This is a genomic window from Rhizobium sp. BIGb0125 (assembly GCF_024810055.1).
Lineage (GTDB): Bacteria > Pseudomonadota > Alphaproteobacteria > Rhizobiales > Rhizobiaceae > Agrobacterium.
In genome coordinates, this window is record NZ_JANUDV010000006.1 from 129271 (window position 1) to 144743 (window position 15473).

The following is a 15473-nucleotide window of genomic DNA, read 5'->3' on the forward strand; positions in this document are numbered from 1 at the left end:
TGCGGCTTGTCTACTTTTCCCATTCTGAAGAAAAAACGACGAAAGCTTTCTTCAGGACATCATTTTCAGCCTGGAGTTTCTCAATTTTCTTGCGAAGCGCTTTCACCTCGGCCTCTAACTGAGCCGGCGTTTTCGGTGTGTTGTCCGCAATCGGATCGCCCTCAGCGAATCGAGTTTCTGCAGCACTACGGCCATCGACATCGTGCTTCTTTACCCAAAGACGTAGGGATTGTTCGCCGATCCCATATTCGGCCGCCACTTCGCGGAAAATAGTACGATCACCAGGATTGCGCAGGCGGCGTTGCTCCACAGCAGCAACGGCTTCAGATCGAATATCAGTCGGATACCGACGCGCCGAAAACAAACTCAAGTCCTTCAATCTAACAAAATAGCTACGCCAGTTGCGACCTTTGTTTACTCGCAAGAATTTGCTGACTTGTCATGCGTCGCAAACCAATTAGAATTATTATTATAATTTTTCGGGCTAGTGTAAAGACTGCTCCCCATTTCATTTAAGGAGATGCTGCCCAATGACGGCGACGTTCCCAATAGTTTCCTCCAGTTGGCTTGTTACAAATGGCGCTAATCCTGCGGTGGTCATTCTCGAGTCCAGCGTCTTTATGGAGCGAGGGACTGCATCATCACCGGAACCGCGTTTTCGCAGTGGTGCGGAAGAATTTGAAAGTGAGGGACGCGTTCCTGGTGCCCGGTTTGCCGATTTGTTTGAGGATTTTTCGGATCCTGATGCGGCGTTACCATTCACCCGTCCGACCGTAACGCAGTTCAACACCGCTGCTGGGAGACTGGGAATTACGCCAGAGACGCACGTCGTAATATACGACAGATTGGCAGGTCAGTGGGCCTCCCGTCTTTGGTGGGTATTTAGAAGTTTTGGGCATGAAAATGTCAGTGTTCTCGACGGTGGTTTCAAGAAATATAGCCGAGAAGGATTGCCCATCGAAACGGGGTTTCCACTGCCGATCGAATCCAAGAAATATCAATCCAAAGACATCAATGAGTTTGTCGCTTTTCGTAGTGATGTTAGAGAGATAGTCGAAGGAAGGGTCCCAGCTTCACTGGTTTGCCTTCTGAAACCGGACGACTACTCCGGAAATGTCCCAGTTCGCAGCCGAGCTGGCCACATACCGGGAAGTGTCAACCTCCCCTTCACCGAATTACTTAATAGTGACGACAACACTTTGCGTGGCGGAGACGAACTGCGCGAGGCGTTTGCATCGGTCGTTCCATTGGACGGTCGTACGATTATAACCTACTGCGGTGGTGGCATCGCCTCGACGCTCGGTGCGCTAGCCCTGGCGGTGATCGGTTACGCAAACACAATGGAATATGACGGCTCTCTCGTCGACTGGATCAGTGATCCACAATCGCCTCTAGAAATCGGGTGATTTCACACAACAGAAATAGGCTACAGGATTTTATCGCCAGCGTAAGGTCGTGGGACTATTACCTGAAGCGGAGCTACGCCAGAGAACAGTGCTGCGGCTTGCGGCTTTAACATTTTGCGCTTTGGAAAAATTTGCTCCCCTTCGTTTGATAAACAGAAAAATCGCACTTTTATAATTATAATTATAATCTATAAAAAACGTAGATTTAGCATGTTTAGCGCGGGTGATTGTGGTGACGTATTTCCCTAATGGCTCTGGAAAGAACCTCGACGAAACCAGGGTCGATGCCACCATCCTTCGCGGTGAATATGGATTTATTTCGAACGGAGTAGATCAAGAAGGCATGGGTGGGGTGTGATGTTCGCTTCATCCCGTTCGAGCTTTCATCCTTCTAATGACGTGCCAGCCATCCGTATTGAACGGCTGGCAAAGGACTACGCCTCAAGCTCGGGTAAAGAGGTGCGTGCCCTCGAGCCTATCGATCTCGATATCAAGCATGGTTCTTTTGTCGCAATTGTCGGACGATCCGGTTGCGGCAAGTCGACTTTACTCAGAATGATTGCCGGATTGGAGCAGCCAAGTTCCGGCGCGCTTCATTGGGAACGCGACGCGGGCGTGGAAAGTGTGCGGTATGTTTTCCAAAGTTACGGTGAATCGCTGTTGCCTTGGCTTAGTGTGGGCGAGAACGTCGAATTCGGTCTGCGCCACGCTTTTCGTAGATCTCCACGACAATCTTCAAATAGGAGTTTGAGTGAAATCGAGTCTTACCTGTCTGAAGTAGGGTTGCCTGGCACGCAGGTACTTTATCCCTCTGAACTCTCAGGCGGCATGCAGCAACGATTGGCAATTGCGAGAGCATTGGCTTCGGGGCCCGAAATTCTCCTCCTCGACGAGCCATTCAGCGCCATTGATGCGTTGAGCCGCTCAAATATGCAGGACCTGTTGCTGCGTATCTGGCAAGAGCGAGCGATCACCATCCTGTTTGTAACGCACGATATTGATGAAGCTCTGTATCTGGCCGACCGGATCATCGTGATGGAGGAAGGCGGCAAGGGCATCGCTCGCGACATTGATGTATCGCTACCACGCCCGAGAGAACAGGTTTCGACACGCGAACTGCCGGACTTCTTGAGGCTGAGACGTGAAACCCTGCAACTGGTTTTGGCGGGGTCTCAATGACATTCATCCATGCACAAGAGGATCACAACGTTGGACGACTTGAACCTGCGTCCAATCGTGACGGTGGTGTCCAAACAAACGTTCAGGTCTCTCTCAAGAAAAAGGGTAAGAAGCGCCGCGCGTCATTCCTTACAAGTCGCGCTTTCGGCTGGACTGTGATCGGTGTTCTGCTGTTGCTTTGGCAGTGGTCGTCCTGGGTTCACTACAACCCAACAGTCTCGTCTCCCCTACTCATTGGCGAAACGCTAGTCGTTGAGCTTTGGGGCGGTGACCTACTGACTGCGCTACTCGATACACTTTATCTTTTGGCTATCGGCTTTGCTATCGCCACCCCAATTGGCATTGGCATTGGCTTTCTAATGGGTCGGGTACGTATCATCTGGGCTCTGTTGGAGCCGGTCGTGGAAATAGCGCGAGCCAAGCCCACAACGGCCATCATCCCCGTGCTGATACTGTTTTTCGGCGTAGGCGACCTAATGAAAATTCTGGTCTTCCTTTTGTCAGCGGTCTTTCCATTGTTGATGACATCCTATGCTGGGGCTCGAAGCTTGTCACGCACACTGCGTGAAACGGCTCAAACTTTCCGCCTTAGCTGGTGGGCTACCCAGTGGGAGGTCGCCTTGCCCGCCGCATTGCCCTTCATCCTGGTTGGTATGAGGCAGGCCCTTGGCACATCGCTGATGATGTCTGTCGTGGTCGGCATGGTCGCCGGTAATGACGGCATTGGCTACTACATTCTCGAAGCCCAACAAGCGTTCAACATTCGCAAACTTCTGGCAGCAACCGTTCTGGTCGCCGCTGTAGGCTACATCATCAACGCCATTTTCCTTGTTCTGGAACACCGCATCACGCGTCGTCGCGGTTCGGGTCCAGACACCAACTAGAGTAATCATTATCATGTTCGAAATCGGCATTTTCAGCTTCGGTGACACCTACCCCCATCCGGTAACTGGTATCCGTCAGTCGGTACATGACAGTCTGCGCGATCTGTTGGAGCGCATCGAACTAGCTGACAAACTGGGACTGGATTTCTACGGCGTAGGCGAACATCACCGCCCCGATTTTTCGGTCAGTGCGTGTTCGACCATACTTGCTGCTGCGGCCAGTCGCACAAAACAGATCAGGCTCGGTACGGCGACGATCGTCTTGACAACAGACGATCCGGTGCGACTGTATGAACAGTTTGCGACCATTGACCAGATTTCAGCGGGACGCGCAGAGATTGGATTGGGAAGTGGAGTTTTCCTGGAATCCTATGATTTGTTTGGCTTCGATTATGAAGATCGCAAATGGATCTATGACGACAAGATAGAACTGATCGCAGCAATTGATGCTGCAGGTGAAAAGGTTTCATTCAAAAGCAAAAGCCGCCCTGAATTAAACGATCTGTATGTTTGGCCGCGCGCTTACGGCGATCATCTAAGCATCTGGCAGACCACAGGTTTGAATGCAGAAAGCTTCGAGCGGGCAGCGAGATTAGGGCTTTCGGTTCAAACCGGAGCACCTACATCGGAGTTCGGTCGTCTGGCGGATTTGGTCTCGGCCTATCGGCAATCTGGTATCAATCACGGCTGGAGCAAAGATCGCCTGAAGGTCACATTGAGTGCTCATGCCTACATCGGCGAAAACCATCGCCAGGCTCTTGAGACGTTTTTCCCCCACTATCAGGCCTACGTTTCCAACATGCGCCTCCACCGCGGTAAACCTGCACCAACCCGCGACCAGTTCGAAGAAATCGCATCTGACCTCGACTCGAACATCATCGTCGGCGATGCCGAGCAAGTCGTGGCAAAGTTGAAACATCAACGCGCACGTGTCGGCCACGACCGCCACATCTTTCAGATCGACTGGCGGGCGGTACCTCAAGCCGATCAGGTTCGAGCAATCCATATCCTCGCGAACGATATTGCCCCTGCCCTTCGATCGGATTCGTCGATCGCAAATGCAGCGGCTTAACCCCAAATTTCCAAGTTTTGAAGAGAACGCTCATGCTGAAAACGACCAAACGTGGCATGCTTATGCTTGCCTCCACATCTATTCTTTCAGTCCTTGCCCTGACGTCCGCTTATGCTGAGAGCCTGAAAACAGTTCGGATTGCCTTGACACCGCAAACCTTCAACATCCCAATTGCTGAGCGCGAAGGTTTCCTAGCCAAGCATGGTCTCAAGGCAGAAATCATTCCACTGGCGACTGGGACAGAGACCATTGCCGCAGTGAAAGGTGGCAGCGCCGACTTCGCTTACGCAGACACATTTGCTGGTGTGAACGCAATTTACAATGGATTTGACATTGCGCTTGTTGCCGGTGCCAATCACACCAGCCCTGCGATCAGCTACCTAGTTCGCAACGATAGCGACATTAAGACACCAGAAGATTTGAAGGGACGCACAATAGGTATTGGCGGCGTGCCGTTTTTCCGCGTGTTTGCCTATAAATTTCTCGATGGAAATGGCTTGAAACCTAACGATGTGAAATTCAGCATCATCAAGCAGTTCAGCGCATTGCCAGAAGCACTTCAAAACGGCGCTGTCGATGCCATTCAGTCAACTGGTTTCCAGACATTCTATCGCAACGACGGCATTGGAGAAGGCTACAATTTCAGACTCGTTGGCAATCCCGACACCTCGAACTACCAAAACCCGAACGCCGTACAGGCAGCCTGGTGGACGACCACCAGTTGGGCCAAGGAAAACGAGGAAACCGCAAAGCGTTTCGCAGACGCATATCGGGAATTCGCCGTCTGGTACAATGGACTCGATGAAAAACGTCGAGTGGAATTGTCGAAGCAGTTTGACAAGCTGGATTTCGAAGACTTGGCTGCCGGTGACCCACAAAAGCTCAAAAATCTCGCCTTCCTGACAACAGCTAAATATGTCGATGGCCCGGTTAATGTAGCTGCCACGCAGGAATGGATCGATTCAGGCGTTGCTGCTGCTCCCGATCAGGTCGCAGCCGGTGTCTCAATCAGCGACCATCTATTGTCGACTGCGAAATAACGTCTCGAGAACAGCATACACAATGAGTTACGCGGCTGAAACTCTTCGGCCGCGCGACCTTCGACGACCCTACGAAAGATTTATCAAATGAGCAGTGACAAACGGCAACTGAAGATCGGCTATTCAATATGGCCTACAGGACATCACCGGACAGCCTGGCGCTTGCCGGAAGCCAGCAATACGGGAACCGTTGATCCGGCCTTTATGGCCGACACCATTCGGACCGCTGAACGTGGCCTGTTCGATTATTACTTCATCGGTAATGCCGTCAAAAGCGATCCGGAGGCAGCACGTGCCAACGGAAACGAAGTCTTCAAGATCGAAGGTTACGCGCTTGGTGGCTACGCGGCGGCTCTGACCAAGAAAATCGGTATCGTTGTCACCATCAACATCACCTATTCCGATCCATATAACACGGCGCGCGCGATCGTGTCGCTCGACCATCTCAGCGGCGGCCGGACAGGCCTCAATGTCGTGACAGGCGTGGCCGGAACAGATGCTTCCAAAAACTTCTCGCGCGCTGAGCATCCTCAGGCTGCAGAGAAATATGCCCACGCCGATGAATTCCTCCACGTCGTAAACTCTCTGACCAATAGTTGGGAGCCGGACTGGCTGGTTGATGATCGTGACCGAGGGATTTTCCTTGATCCAGCCAGAGGGCACCGCATCGACCACGAGGGCAACTACTTCTCTGTCCGGGGTCCCCTGAACATACCACCTCCGCCACAAGGGCGTATCCCGATCATTCACGCCGGAACCAGCGAACAGTCATTTGAACTCGGTGCCAAATACGCCGATATCAGGTTCAGCCCTTATCGTGGGCGCGACTGGAACAAGGCCTACTACAACAACATAAAAGGCCGTCTGCCGAAGTATGGTCGCTCCGAAAGTGACCAGCTTATCCTGCCCGGCTTTACATTTTTCGTTGAGGAAACAACGCGCGGTGCACGGGACAAATATCGTGAAGTGCAGAACTTCACGCTCAACGAATATGCGCCGAAGGCTGTCGCAGGTTTTCTCGGAGTTGATATCCCAACCCCCGCAGCCACTGAAAAAGTTCTCGATGTCATAGACTACGAGAAGCTCAAGAAGGACGTGGCTGAACAACCGCCACATCTTCATGGCCAGCCTGGTCAAGCGTCTGAGAAACTGTGGGCGCTTGAACTTGCCCTTGATGCCTACGGCGACTGGGAGCACGTAACATTCCGCGACCTTCACAATTACATTGCAAACTTCCCCGGAAATCAGGCTCCAGTGGTGGGCAGTGGTCGCGACGTTGCGGAATGGATTCACGAACGCTTTGAAAACCGTGAGTTTGATGGTGTGAAAGTTTTTCCTCCCTACTCACCACAACCTCTCGCAGCCTTCGTCGACCTTGTGATCCCCGAGCTTCAACGCAGGCGTATTTTCCGTACCGAGTACATCAGTTCGACCCTACTCGGACACCTTGGTCTCGATAAAAACCAGCAAGGCTGATAAAAATGACAGAACTCAGCTCCACCTTTTCGAACAACATTATCTCGGTAGAAGAGGCCCTGAACCGCGTTGCGTCAGGAAACCACGTCGTTTTTCTCGATGTCCGGTTCAGTCCGAAACAACAGGATCTCAGAAGCGACTATGATGCTGAGCACATAGAAGGCGCACATTACGTCGATCTGAAAACCCAACTGCAGGGCAAAGGTGGTGGATTGGCTGGCTCGCGCCCATTGCCGGAGCCATCGGAATTACAGAAAAACCTTGAACTCTGGGGTATTAGCCCAGACACAACTGTCGTGGTTTACACCAAAAGCACACCAGCAGCAGCCGCTCGAGCATGGTTCGTTCTGCGTTGGGCTGGCGTTTCCAATGTGCGCTTTCTGAATGGCGGCCTGTCTGCCTGGAAGGCAGCGGGTGGCAGGACTGGAACTGGTTCGCCTGCCACTGGCGGTGGCACATTAGTGATTGACGCTGTCGATCACCTTCCAACACTCAGTGCCGATGAGATCGCCGTCTACATATTGGCTGGTCGCAAAGTATTCGATGCGCGCGGCGCTGACGGATTTGCAGGCGATGGCTCCGCTCGCAGCGGGCACATTCCTGGTGCTCGCAACCTGCCAGCGACCAGGTTCATCGGCTCTGACGGGCTGCTTTTGAATGAGGTGGAGATCCATAAAACGTTGGCAGCATTCGGTGGCGATAGCTCCGAGGCCATCGGTGTCTACTGCGGTGGCGGAGTTGGGGGCGCGCTGGAAACTCTGGCACTACGCTCGGCCGGTATCGACGCTAAGCTTTTCGTCGGCTCTTTCTCCGCGTGGTCTGCTGATCCGTCCCGCAAGGTAGCGCAAGGCAACGAATAGTCCGGGAGATTTTCGAGTAACCGTGCGGGGCGACGACAGCCCCGTACATTTTCTTTTTCCGGAGTTTCAAATGTCCCTCAACGACAGCCCTGCCGTGCGCCCAAAAAAGGCAGTAGGCAAGGCGCAAAAGAACCTGCGCACGTTCATCATCTTTTTCACGATCACGACCATTGCCGCTATCACAGTTTACGGACTGCATGGAGAAGTGGCTGTAAAGGCCAGCGCCACAGATGCCTGGGAGCAACTGGTCGACCTCTTGATCGAACTGGTTCTAGGCCTTGTGATTGCATCGGCGGTTGGCGTGTTAGTTCCCAAGGACAAGGTAGCACGGTGGCTGGGAGCAGAATCCGGGTTCAGCGGGCTGCTTATTGCCAGCTCACTTGGTATGATCACCCCTGGTGGACCTTATGCATCATTTCCACTTGTTCTCAGTCTTTCAAAGGCTGGCGCTGATATCGGGGCTTTGATCGCGTTTCTGACTGCGTGGGCGGCGAGCAGCGTCAGCCGGCTCGTTATCTGGGAAATCCCGATGCTTGGCTTCGATTTTGCCATGCTCCGCTTTGTCGTCAGCGTGCCGTTACCGTTGTTGGCGGGATTTGCCGCGCGGGCAATTTCCAAGCGCTTTTCTTTGGGGATTTAATTGTGATTGTGGATACAAGTACTCTACTTCTTACCGGAGTTGCGGCCTCACTCGCTGGTGTCATTGCCATCCGTTACCCGCAAAAATTTCCATCTTTCATAGAAAGCATTCGCAGCCAGGCAGGCAATGTCTTCATCACCCTTCCATTTGGTCTGCTCATTGCAGCTTTTGTCAGCCGCCTTTTGCCTGCGAAACTGATCTCTGCAGCAATTGGTGCCGAAAGTGGTGTGAGCGGCATTGTTCTCGCCAGCCTTCTCGGTGGTTTCATTCCGGGTGGACCGATGGTCGCCTATCCGATCAGTTTTGCAATGTTTCAGATGGGAGCCGGTCAACCTCAAATGATTGCTCTTCTGACAAGTTGGTCGGTCTTTGCAGTACATCGGATACTCACCTACGAACTCCCACTCATGGGCCGTCGTTTCGTCGGCGTGCGGTTGGCGGCCGTTGCACCTTTGCCGTTGCTGGCAGCAGCTCTCTCATACATTTCCCTTTGGTCTGTTTGATTTTTAAACGGAGTTCGTAAATGTCATCTTTGCAATCAACTCTTCGTATTCTTTCCTTGTCGGCTGTTATAATTGGACAACTGCCAATCAGTTCGAACCCTGCTCAGGCACAAGACGCCGCAAACGCTAATTTCTTCCAAAGCCATCCAGTACAGTTTCCAAACGGAGTAGAAGCCCACACGGGCGTGACTTACTCGACGCAAATCGGCTATCGGCCCCTTCGGCTCGATATTTACGGAAATCCGAATTTTGAGACCCCACGCCCATTGATCCTGTTTGTGCATGGCGGCGCATGGGAAAGCGGCAATCGGCAGGCCTCTGGTGAATTCAAGAATTTTCCGTCAATCCTGTCCGGCATTGCGGCGCGTGGTTTTGTTGTTGCATCAGCCGAATATCGCCTTAACGGAGAGGCACCATTTCCCGCGCCGTATCACGATATACAAGCTGCGCTCCGTTTTCTTCGCACTAACGCCTCGACCTACGGTATCAATCCGGAAAAAATTGGCATTTGGGGGAGCTCTTCTGGTGGCCAACTTGCTGCTTTAGCAGCAGTCGCCTGCAGAACTGACGTGTTGGAGAAAGTTGCTGATACCGCCGACACCACTTCAACTTGTGTCAATGCTGCCGCGATCTGGAACGGCGTGTTTGATTTCAAGGCGATGGAACCATCGCCAAAATTGTCACAGGCAGCGCATCCACGCTCCCGTCTGTTAAGCTGCACACCCGGCTCCTGCACCAATGCTGCGCTCCAGACGGCAAGTCCCATAACTTATGTCGATCAAAAATCCCCGCCGTTTTTCCTCGCTCACAGCCGGGCGGACAATGTCGTGCCATTTGCACAGTCCGAAGAGTTTGAAAAGAAACTGCGAGACAACGGTGTGGAGGTAACAACCCACTATGTGGACGGCTTGAAGCACGGTTTCCGATCGGATGACCCAGAGGTCACAGCAAAGGCGGGTGACGAGCTTCTACAGCTGACCTTCAACTATTTTGAGGCCGAACTGAATTAGTTTTCCCTATCCGCGCGGAGGTTCAGCGGTCGACGCGAAACCTTAGATTGCCACTGCAGAAGTCACGCTGTGAGCGTTCGTAGCTAAACCGAAGTGGCGACAGCCCATCGCAAATGCTTACCTTTTTACTTTTGAAATCGTCTGGTTCAAGGAGGCAATATTTCATTTGCCGAGACAGAACTGTTTGCATGATGAGTAGTCAATAATTTGCAGCTATCATTCGCTGCAGTAAACAAACCTCCTTAGACTGAAGCACGCGGACCGCGTCTCAATGATGTAGTTTCGAAGCGATGTCCGTTTGCAGCCTTAGCGGTCCAGGTCGGGGATATCACCACCACATTGAGACCCTTGATCGCGGCTCCCTGCCTTTGCAAAAGTCGGGCATGAAATCGAAACTCAAATCGGGAATTATGCGACAGAGATCATCCGTGGGAGCTATCTGTTCGTGGTTGATAACCGCCTGCTGGCACCGGGAGGCTGGCCTGTTACGCGCTTGAATGCTCGGCTGAATGACGCTTGAGACGTATATCCTAGTCGCTCGGCAACTGTGTCAATGGCCAAGCGCTCCTGATTCAGCCATTGCCGTGCCAGATTCATCTTTACTTCGGCTGCATAGCGAAGCGGCGTCATCTTAATGGTGGTGTGAAACCGCTCGGCAAAGGCAGAGCGCGAGACGTTGCACTCCGCTGCCAACTCCGCGACAGACCAGTTCCGACCCGGATATCGGTGCAGGGCGAGAATAGCATTTGAAATACGGGGTTCACGGAGCGCTGAGATTAAACCAGAGGATTCATCACATCCACGCTCGACCCAACCCCGGATCATCATCGCTGCCGCGACATCGGCAAGCCGCGCAAGGATGCCCGCAAAGCCCACCCGACCTGCACAGATCTCAGCCTTCATGGCCTGAAGGATCAACGCGAGGTCGGGCGACCGCTCTCCAGCAACGTTGAAAAACATCGCATCAGGAAGAAGTGAATCCAGGCCATGCATTCCGCCCAGGTCCATCGTCATGCGCCCGTGGAACAGCACCGTGCCAGGCAGTGGATCGCTGGTGGGGCAGGTATCTACGTTTCGCACACCATCGCCCAGATTTGCGGTATCCAAACTTTCCATGTCGAGCACTAGCACATCAGGGGCAGACAACAGCGCGTGATCTGTTCCACGCGGAAGGAACACTGCGTCGCCTGCATTTAGACGGTGCATTGTCCCGTCGCCCATCCGTAAAGTGACGCCCCCGACTGCAACGAAATGGAAGAATACCTCCCTCGCCTTGGTGCGGAAGCCAAAACCGAAGATGGGACCCGTCTGTATGCGGTGATACTGCACACCGTTCAAGCGAAGCGAGGTCAAGAGTTCGCTGATCAGGTCTGTGGACATTTTGGACGATCTGCTAAAGGAAATGGATGCCATGTCATAGATCGTCCAGTCCTCTGAGTCTAGAGAGGTGCCGATGACACTTGCAATGGGACGCTTCTATCATGTCACTTCCACACAATGAGCCTCAATCACCCGCGTGGTTGGCAGTCTTTTCTTTGGCAATGGGCGTATTCGGGCTATTAACCGCCGAATACCTCCCTGCAAGCCTACTGACTCCGATGGCGTTAGACCTTGGGGTATCTGAAGCGCTTGCCGGTCAGGCTGTCACGGTGACTGCAGTCGTCGCGCTTTTCTCGGGTCTGCTCGTGCCCATTATGACACAAGGGTTAAACCGGCGAACGGTGCTTCTAACCTTCACCGCGCTCATGATCGCGTCGAACCTGCTGGTGGCGTTGTCCAGCAACCTCATTGTTCTGCTGATCATGCGCGTATTTTTGGGAATCGCGCTAGGTGGGTTTTGGAGCATGGCTGCAGCGGTTGCAATGCGGCTGGTCCCGACAAGCCTGCTTCCGCGCGCGCTGTCGATTATCTTCAGCGGCATCGCTGTGGGTACCGTTGTTGCGGTCCCACTTGGTAGCTATATGGGCGGCATTTTTGGCTGGCGGAGCGCTTTCTACACGGCAGCGGCCATCGGGACGGTCACGTTGCTGGTGCAGATCGCAACACTACCATCCATGGCACCAGGGCGTCCCGCGAGATTACGCACGGTTCTGGATGTGACGCTGCGCCCGGGTATTGCTATCGGAATGCTGGGCTGCATCCTGGCTCATACCGGCCATTTCGCGCTCTTCACCTATATTCGTCCCTTCATTGAAACGACTACAGGGATCGGTTCTGATGGACTTGCCCTCCTGCTGCTGGGATTCGGCGCAGCAAACTTTGCCGGAACGCTATTCGCGGGTCGGTTGATGGAGCGGAGCATGCGAATAACGCTCGCACTCCTGCCTGCTGTCGTGGGCGTCACAGCACTTGCACTGGTGTTTTTTCCCGCGTCAATCTTCGGTCATTCATTACTGGTGATGATGTGGGGGCTTGCTTTCGGCGGCGTGCCGGTCGCTTGGTCAGCATGGGTCGCCAACTCGGTTCCGGATCAGGCCGAAAGCGCGGGCGGGATGGTCGTCGCTTCGGTGCAAGGTTCCATCGCCTTGGGAGCCGCTGCTGGGGGCGTTGTATTCAGCTCGGTTGGGATAACGGGGGTCTTTGCAGCGGGCGGCATCGTCATGCTGGCCGCAGCCGCCCTAATCATGCTTAGGGTGCGGATGCCGAAGCAGATCGGTAGTGCTGCTGTCCATATTTAAGTAGCGTCTGCACAGTAGCACCTAAGCCATTGACCGCATAACGTTGTCGCAGAAATTCTAAGTTTCGAGAAAGCGGTCAAAGGCTTGGCCAAGTTGAGAGAGCCGTTGGTCGGTTCAGTAGTAAGTGGATGTTCGTGCAGCAATAGCAGGTAAAGGCCTCGCACTGGTGCGGGATGTCTATGCCGTAGACGAAATCACCTCCGGGCGTCTAGCGCCAGCCCTCGATCGGCCGTGACCATCCCATTTCGCGTACTATGCCGTGACGCGGCAGAGTGGGTCAAAACGGCAGCCAGTTCAGGCATTTATTGACTGGCTAAAAGAAGAAGCTGGCGCTGGACCATGAACTTCAACCATGCAAGCACGACAGGATTGTCAAAGGATCGCAAAAAAATCGACGACATTCGCTGTTGATTTCAGCGTTGTTTCGATTTGAACGCGCTTTACGAGAACCGCGTTTCCCAGCGTCCTTCACTCAATGGGTTGAGTATTTTGCCTTAAAGGGATCTGATCCTGCGCTCGCAAAGAACATTTGATTGCGAGATGCAACCAGCACTCCGTACGCTCAAGGTTGATCGCGTTCTGGAGTTGTAGTCAATAATGGCGAGACAGCGCGCGAAATCGTCCGCTGGGTCGATGGCGGCAATTCCGTTGTTGACCTGTCCTTACGAAAATCGGTTGTGAGCTACGCACGGCATCGGTGGAGCCTCACCGCAAGAGATATTTGAAGATATCTAATATGTCGATCGTGTTTTGCTGCGTGAATGCACAAGTCGAAGCGATGCAAAAACCACCATTTGGGGCTAGCATAACGCTGAGGCTTGGGACAGTGATCGATAATATGTTTTGGATCATAGCAGATTCATACTAGTAACGCTGGGTCTGTAACTCAACGCTTGGTAGGCGCTAGATATACTTGCAAGAAAGCTAATTGAAATAGCTTCAACTTTATTTATTTACTGGCCATTTCCAACTCCTCCACTAAGCAAGCTTTTCATTGCCGTATTTAAATTTGAGAATTCGTCAATCAGGTCGTAATCAATTCTGTGGTATTGCGTGTTTCCGGAGTACTTGAACTTATAGTACAAACATGGATTAGGACTCGAAACTGCAAAAACAGTAATACTATCATTCAGCTTTTTTGCACACTCTACTTTCTTCCCGAAGAGCATCACTCGATCAATTACGGTCATTTTGTGGTTTTCCATCATTATATCCATCAACATTGCTCACACGGGAGATGTAAAAACAATTTTACCGAACTGCATTTCTTCTATTTTTTGCAAGAAGAGTTTATAATGTCGCATAGCTCTGACATCTGCGACTTGGCGAAACCAACACCATTTCGTGAAATGGTCAAAGAGAAAAGATAATTCCCACCAACAAGGATACCCCCGCTTGCCTTTATTGACCTGTCAGATTGAATTAAGGCGGAAACCGGTAGTTACGTCCAATAACGTATCCCTCGCACAACATTTTTCGACCACTGTCGAATTGAAATCAACGACAGGAATGCTTTCACTCGCCTACCAGCAGGTAAATCCAGATCAACGGCGATAAGGCTGACACTGACTATCGGCGGACCATCCGTGAGCATGTATCCACTCGCCGCTGCCCAAGCTAATCCGATGACCTCTTCTTCGTATTCCACAACATGCCTATCATTCCGGCAGGCCGAGAAAGTATCAGTTGAAAATGCTGATCGAGCTTTCGTTCCGACAGTTGCTCACCACGAAACAGCGTCATGTTGTGATACTGCTTTATGAGTAAAGTGGCAGTAGGAATGTCCTCGGCCACGAAACGTCTGACGTTCAAACGCCCTTAAAAAAAAGTTGCGTCTTTTGAGGGGCCTCTGCTCCTGCAGGTTCGTCTCGCCTCAATGGGACTGGACTTCCACCATTCATGACTTCAACCTTTTCACCATACGGTTTGTCATCAGCGTTCTCTCGCTGCCAGTGAAGCTTTAAGGCGAGTGGATGCCCCCAGCAAACCGCCGAATAAGATGAGGAGCGCGATGTTTCTGCTATTGACGACATAGACCAAAATCCACTCACCAGCCTCCAGAGGCCTCGTGGCCTTATCGTCTTTTACCGACAGTTTCCTAGTGTAGGGATCCACTAGGATCTCGCGCCCGTTTGCGGCCGTCACTGATGGACCAGATTTGTCAAAATCGAACGGAATCTGCTCTCTGCCTACCTTCTGCTGGCCAACATATGCTCCATCATCGCGGAAAGTATCGATCGTGCGCGTTTTCGCATTGTAGATGCTTAGGGTTTCATCTGGATTGACGCCGATCTTGTACGAGCCGCCGGCATTATCCGGCTGAAAAGCAGCCTTGAATACGCCTTGGCAACTATAGAGCTGCACCCGGCTGCCAAATCCAAGTGGATCATTCACATTCATAAAGACATGACCAGCCGGCGTGACGATAACTTGGTCAAACAAACCGGTTACCGGCCATGCTCGCGCTCTAAAAACACCATGCTGAAACATAAGAGCTGTCGAATCGAGCACGAGCGTCACAACAACAACCACGCACCCGATTTTCCCAATCCTGCCTTGCCAGAAAGAGCGCGGCTTCCAAAGTCGAACAATTAGAAACGAGACCGCGACCGCCATGTAGCCTCACTTTTAGGTTGCGCTTCTACAGCGCTATAGATCTTCAGTACCAACTACGTCCTTACGCTGTGCTCCTGACCACACAGCGTGGAAGCAACTCTGTGTAGGC

Annotated in this window: 14 protein-coding genes; 11 read left to right on the top strand and 3 right to left on the bottom strand. The window is 52.5% G+C overall.

The genetic code is table 11. The features are described from left to right. Positions 1–10: 10 nt before the first annotated feature. On the bottom strand, positions 11–364 hold the full coding sequence (locus M2418_RS17745) for a transposase (RefSeq protein ID WP_259148197.1): 354 nt from the start codon (positions 362–364) through the stop codon (positions 11–13). Between the two features lie 166 nt (positions 365–530). Here M2418_RS17745 and M2418_RS17750 point away from each other — a divergent pair, with 166 nt between their 5' ends. From M2418_RS17750 to M2418_RS17795, 10 genes are all read left to right on the top strand, one after another. Next, positions 531–1406 (top strand): sulfurtransferase, encoded by an 876-nt coding sequence (locus M2418_RS17750; RefSeq protein ID WP_259148199.1) that lies wholly within the window; start codon positions 531–533, stop codon positions 1404–1406. A 357-nt stretch (positions 1407–1763) separates the two neighbouring features. Then, complete coding sequence (locus M2418_RS17755; RefSeq protein WP_259148201.1) at positions 1764–2585, top strand: ABC transporter ATP-binding protein; 822 nt, start codon at positions 1764–1766, stop codon at positions 2583–2585. After that, complete coding sequence (locus M2418_RS17760) at positions 2582–3469, top strand: ABC transporter permease (protein ID WP_259148203.1); 888 nt, start codon at positions 2582–2584, stop codon at positions 3467–3469. Before M2418_RS17755 ends, M2418_RS17760 begins: the two co-directional genes overlap by 4 nt. 13 nt (positions 3470–3482) lie before the next feature. Further along, the gene (locus M2418_RS17765) at positions 3483–4541 is read left to right on the top strand and encodes an LLM class flavin-dependent oxidoreductase (RefSeq protein ID WP_259148205.1); all 1059 of its coding nucleotides are present in this window, start codon (positions 3483–3485) and stop codon (positions 4539–4541) included. A 32-nt stretch (positions 4542–4573) separates the two neighbouring features. Beyond that, positions 4574–5581: an ABC transporter substrate-binding protein gene (locus M2418_RS17770; RefSeq protein WP_259148206.1), complete on the top strand. Its 1008-nt coding sequence runs from the start codon at positions 4574–4576 to the stop codon at positions 5579–5581. Positions 5582–5668: 87 nt separating this feature from the next. Beyond that, positions 5669–7057, top strand: a complete 1389-nt coding sequence (locus M2418_RS17775) for an NtaA/DmoA family FMN-dependent monooxygenase (protein WP_259148208.1) — start codon at positions 5669–5671, stop codon at positions 7055–7057. 5 nt (positions 7058–7062) lie between these two features. After that, complete coding sequence (locus M2418_RS17780; RefSeq protein WP_259148210.1) at positions 7063–7917, top strand: sulfurtransferase; 855 nt, start codon at positions 7063–7065, stop codon at positions 7915–7917. A gap of 22 nt (positions 7918–7939) precedes the next feature. Then, complete coding sequence (locus M2418_RS17785; RefSeq protein WP_259148212.1) at positions 7940–8557, top strand: permease; 618 nt, start codon at positions 7940–7942, stop codon at positions 8555–8557. A gap of 2 nt (positions 8558–8559) precedes the next feature. Further along, complete coding sequence (locus M2418_RS17790) at positions 8560–9060, top strand: hypothetical protein (protein ID WP_259148214.1); 501 nt, start codon at positions 8560–8562, stop codon at positions 9058–9060. 20 nt (positions 9061–9080) lie between these two features. Beyond that, positions 9081–10070, top strand: coding sequence for an alpha/beta hydrolase (locus tag M2418_RS17795; RefSeq protein WP_259148215.1), 990 nt, complete (start codon positions 9081–9083; stop codon positions 10068–10070). 435 nt (positions 10071–10505) lie between these two features. On the opposite strand, the gene M2418_RS17800 is transcribed toward M2418_RS17795, so the two are convergent. Beyond that, positions 10506–11483 (bottom strand): AraC family transcriptional regulator, encoded by a 978-nt coding sequence (locus tag M2418_RS17800; RefSeq protein ID WP_259148217.1) that lies wholly within the window; start codon positions 11481–11483, stop codon positions 10506–10508. A 68-nt stretch (positions 11484–11551) separates the two neighbouring features. On the opposite strand from M2418_RS17800, the gene M2418_RS17805 reads away from it, so the two are divergent. Continuing rightward, on the top strand, positions 11552–12748 hold the full coding sequence (locus M2418_RS17805; RefSeq protein ID WP_259148223.1) for an MFS transporter: 1197 nt from the start codon (positions 11552–11554) through the stop codon (positions 12746–12748). 1932 nt (positions 12749–14680) lie between these two features. On the opposite strand, the gene M2418_RS17810 is transcribed toward M2418_RS17805, so the two are convergent. Then, the gene (locus M2418_RS17810) at positions 14681–15364 is read right to left on the bottom strand and encodes a hypothetical protein (RefSeq protein WP_259148225.1); all 684 of its coding nucleotides are present in this window, start codon (positions 15362–15364) and stop codon (positions 14681–14683) included. Positions 15365–15473: the final 109 nt, after the last annotated feature.

Bases quoted from the DNA above. Each gene is read 5' to 3' on its own strand.
- M2418_RS17805 (WP_259148223.1), top strand. From the start codon at position 11,552: ATGTCACTTCCACACAATGAGCCTCAATCACCCGCGTGGTTGGCAGTC.
- M2418_RS17800 (WP_259148217.1), bottom strand. From the start codon at position 11,483: ATGGCATCCATTTCCTTTAGCAGATCGTCCAAAATGTCCACAGACCTG.
- M2418_RS17810 (WP_259148225.1), bottom strand. From the start codon at position 15,364: ATGGCGGTCGCGGTCTCGTTTCTAATTGTTCGACTTTGGAAGCCGCGC.
- M2418_RS17755 (WP_259148201.1), top strand. From the start codon at position 1,764: ATGTTCGCTTCATCCCGTTCGAGCTTTCATCCTTCTAATGACGTGCCA.
- M2418_RS17765 (WP_259148205.1), top strand. From the start codon at position 3,483: ATGTTCGAAATCGGCATTTTCAGCTTCGGTGACACCTACCCCCATCCG.
- M2418_RS17770 (WP_259148206.1), top strand. From the start codon at position 4,574: ATGCTGAAAACGACCAAACGTGGCATGCTTATGCTTGCCTCCACATCT.
- M2418_RS17760 (WP_259148203.1), top strand. From the start codon at position 2,582: ATGACATTCATCCATGCACAAGAGGATCACAACGTTGGACGACTTGAA.
- M2418_RS17795 (WP_259148215.1), top strand. From the start codon at position 9,081: ATGTCATCTTTGCAATCAACTCTTCGTATTCTTTCCTTGTCGGCTGTT.
- M2418_RS17780 (WP_259148210.1), top strand. From the start codon at position 7,063: ATGACAGAACTCAGCTCCACCTTTTCGAACAACATTATCTCGGTAGAA.
- M2418_RS17775 (WP_259148208.1), top strand. From the start codon at position 5,669: ATGAGCAGTGACAAACGGCAACTGAAGATCGGCTATTCAATATGGCCT.
- M2418_RS17750 (WP_259148199.1), top strand. From the start codon at position 531: ATGACGGCGACGTTCCCAATAGTTTCCTCCAGTTGGCTTGTTACAAAT.